This is a genomic window from Allobosea sp. P1_A7 (assembly GCF_056406775.1).
On the sequence record NZ_JBFTZN010000406.1, the window covers coordinates 1 to 3,625 of the forward strand.

Below are 3,625 nucleotides of genomic sequence, written 5' to 3' on the forward strand. Positions count from 1 at the left end.
ACGCAAGACCAGGAGGCGATCGCGGAAGCGGTGCGGCAGGCGGAAAGCCTGACCTCCGGCGAGATCGTCGTGGTGATCGACCGCGCTGCAAGCAGCTACCGCACCGTGCCTTTGGTGATGGCACTGGTGCTGGCGCTGTTCGTGCCCTGGCCGTTGCTGATGCTGACGGCAACCAGCGCTCCGCGAATCTTCCTGATCCAACTCGTCTGCGCTGCGACTTTGATGGTGACGCTGCTCTGGTATGGGCGCGGTGGGCGATTCGTGCCTGGCTTCATCAAGCGCCGGCGGGCCCATGACGTTGCGCTGCGCGAGTTCACCGCACGCGGCCTTACCCGCACGCGTGGGCGCACCGGCGTCCTGCTCTACATCGCCCTGCAGGAGCGCTATGCCGAAATCGTCGCGGATATCGGAATAGACGAGACGATCGATCAGGCGGTCTGGCGCGGCATCATCGAGCCGCTGCTCGCGGCAGCGAAGGAGGACCGCCTGCGCGAAGGTCTGATCGATGCGGTTGGAGCGGTCGGCAGCGTTCTTGCCCGCCATGCGCCGCCAGCGGCAGACGACGTCGACGAGCTACCGAACAAGGTGGTCCTGCTCTGAAGCCTCAGCGCGGGCTGCGTGCGGCGCCCAGGATCACCCGATTGGGCTGGTCGCCCTGCACCAGGACGACATAAGCGTCGGCATTCGGAAGCTGTGTCGTCGCGAGCGGGACCGACATCGTCGTGGCCGCCCCGGTCCATTCGCCAACCTTGACGATGCCGCGCACGACATTGGCGTAGGTCACCGATTTGCCCTTGTTCTCACCGCGTTCGATGGGCACCGTGACAAGGCGCGAGATCGGCACCAGCCAGACACCGCCGCCACGCTCGCTGCCGGTTCCGGTGGGATCGAGCTTGATGCTCAGGTGGCCGGAGGCTTCGGACAGGGTGACGGAGACCGGAAGCGCCGGGCTCGCGTGCTCCTTGAGCGATTGCTCGATCAGGGCCTTGTCGGAGCCGACCATGTGCGAAGCGCCGTTGATCACGGCCTGAGGCGTGTAGATCTGGCCGTCGCCGCGACCTTTGGCGTAATATTTCTGGCGCTTGCTGAAAACGTCCTGGCCGAGCGTGTCCTTCCAGCCGAGATAATCCCAATAGGTCACCGGCATGGTGAGGGCGATCAGGCTCGGGTCCTTGGCCAACTCGACGAAGAGGGCGTCGGCCGCGGGGCAGGATGAGCAGCCCTGGCTGGTGAAAAGTTCGATCACCGCCCTTGGCGGCTTGGCCGGCGTCTGGGCAAGCGCTGTCGCGCCGCCAAACGCGAGGGCAGCAAGGAAGGCAGAAAAGGCGCGTAACCGGCGGGTCATTCTCGAAACTCGGCTTCAAGCTGACTGCGAGACGTTACCAAAGCGCTCAATAAGCCTCACTTGGAAATCACGTTGCCTTGAATTTGGGCTGTGGCCAGGTTGTATCCCCGTAATTCGCCAGCGCAGCCGCCTTGATCATGTTCGGGCGCCAGCGCCGATGCATCCAGAGCCATTGCTCAGGGTGCTCGCGCACCCAGCCTTCCACCACCGCGGTCATCATCGCCATGGCGCCCGTGACGTCGATCTCGCCGGCTTCGTCGCGGGGCAGGTCGAGCGGCGGTGTCAGTTCCAGCCGGAAGCGCTGCCCCGGCAGCCGGATGACCCGCACGCCATGGACCGGGCAGTCGAAGCGGCGTGCGAACTTGCCGAGGATCGGGTTGGTCAGGGCCGGGCGGCCCAGGAAGGGGATCACCACGCCCCRGGTGAAATGCTGGTCGATCAGCATGCCGAGATGGCCATCCTTCTCAAGCACGCCCTGCATCGCGAAGGCAGCGCCCTGCTTCGCCGCGGCAAGCCCGCCCATGGCGCCGGAGCGAATTTCGTGCACCACGTTGGCGATTGCCGGGTCATTCGGCGCGCGGAAGACCGCGGTTGTATCGAGCTTGTAGGCCGCGGCGCAGATCGCCGGGAGCTCCCAGTTGGCGAGATGCGCCGAGAAGATCAGTCCTGGCTTCTCGTCATCCTTCAGCGCGACGAAATGCTCGATGCCGGAGACCTCGACCCGCGAGGGAGCATCCCGGTTGTCGTCGTCATAGTCGAAGAGGGTCTTGAGATGCGCGTACTCGGCAGCGGTGCGGCCGAGATTCTCCCAGGCTCCGCGCGCGATCGTCCGGACTTCGGCCTCGTTCTTCTCCGGGAAGGCGGCACGGATATTGGCCAGTGCGACGCGATTGACCGGGATCAGCGGGCTGACGCTGCGCAGCAGCCAGCCTCCGAGATCACTGGCGCGTTCCGGCCCGAGCAGGCGCAGGAAACCGAACAGAGCCCGGATCAGGCCGATCATGACGGCCGCAACGAGCCGGCCCGCGAAGTGCTTCAAACGTCTCAATGCCGCGAGGGCCTCTTTCCGAAGAGCCGGAAAGGCCCGGCGCCAGCCGCGCGACTTGCGTCAGGAATACGCGCCGGTCAAGTCTGGCGCGCGAAATCCGGGCTCAGAAGGCGACAATGACCTTGCCGAAGACCTTGCGGCCCTCAAGTCGGGCGAGCCCCTTCTCGAAATCCTCGAGTGGGAAGACCGAGTCGATCACCGGCTTCATGCCGCCCGCCATCTTCTCCAGCGACTGCGCGATGTTCTCGATGCGGCAGCCGAAGGAGCCGAAGATGCGGTATTGCTGCTGGAAGAGCTGCATCAGGTTCATCGTGGTCGAGGGGCCCGACGTTGCGCCGCAGGTGACGAGCCTGCCGCCGCGCTTCAGGCAAAGCAGCGAGCCATTCCAGGTATCGGCACCGACATGCTCGAAGACGACATCGACGCCCTTGCGCTTGGTGAGCTGGCGCACTTCGCCCTCGAAGCGCTCGGTCTTGTAGTTGACCACGAAATCGGCGCCCAGCGCCTTGGCCTTGGCGCCCTTCTCGTCGTCGCCGACGGTGGTGTAGACGGTGCAGCCGATCGCCTTGGCCATCAGGATCGCGGCGGTGCCGATGCCGGAGCCGCCGGCGTGAACGAGAATGGATTCACCCGGCTCCAGCTTGGCATTGTCGAAGAGCATGTGCTGCACCGTGCCGAAGCCGATCGGCGCGCAGGCGGCCTCCTCGAAGGAGACGCCCTTCGGAGCCTTGATCACGAGGCGCTCGGGCCGGTTGATCAGCTCGCGGGCGAAGCCGTCGATATGGAAGCCCATGATGCCGGCGACATTCTCGCAGAGATTGTCGCGACCCTCGCGGCAGGCCTTGCAGTGGCCGCAGGTCTCGGCGCCGTACATGGTGACGGTGTCGCCCTCCCGGAAACGGCTGACACCTTCGCCGACAGCCACAACCTCGCCTGCGGCCTCGACACCGGCCGCCTGAGGCATCTTGCGCTTGGCGAAGGCCATGCCGCGGAAACCCCAGACATCGAGATAGTTCAGGCCGACGGCGCGCACGCGAATCTGCACCTCGCCGGCGGCGGGTGGCGGCGGCGGGTCGATTTCGGTCAGGCGCAGGTCACGGTCGCCGAAGAGCTGGAGGGAACGCATGTCGAGCCTTTCAAATACGCATCTACCGGCTGAGCGCGCTCAGCGATGCACGCCGAGCTGTGCCGTCAGGCCACCATCAATCGGCAGGACGGTGCCGGTGATATAG

At 65.5% G+C, this 3,625-nt stretch carries 4 protein-coding genes; 1 reads left to right on the top strand and 3 read right to left on the bottom strand.

The genetic code is table 11. The features are described from left to right. On the top strand, window positions 1-600 hold a 600-nt coding region (locus AC1D34_RS35145; protein WP_476826737.1), incomplete at its 5' end, for a TPM domain-containing protein. 4 nt (window positions 601-604) lie between these two features. Here AC1D34_RS35145 and AC1D34_RS35150 read toward each other — a convergent pair. From AC1D34_RS35150 to AC1D34_RS35160, 3 genes are all read right to left on the bottom strand, one after another. After that, window positions 605-1,345, bottom strand: coding sequence for a DUF1223 domain-containing protein (locus AC1D34_RS35150; RefSeq protein ID WP_441493312.1), 741 nt, complete (start codon window positions 1,343-1,345; stop codon window positions 605-607). A gap of 67 nt (window positions 1,346-1,412) precedes the next feature. Further along, window positions 1,413-2,393, bottom strand: a complete 981-nt coding sequence (locus AC1D34_RS35155; RefSeq protein ID WP_476826738.1) for a lipid A biosynthesis lauroyl acyltransferase — start codon at window positions 2,391-2,393, stop codon at window positions 1,413-1,415. Window positions 2,394-2,496: 103 nt separating this feature from the next. Then, entirely contained in the window at window positions 2,497-3,519 is a 1,023-nt protein-coding gene (locus tag AC1D34_RS35160) for a zinc-binding dehydrogenase (protein WP_113513425.1), read from the bottom strand. Between the last annotated feature and the right edge of the window lie 106 nt (window positions 3,520-3,625).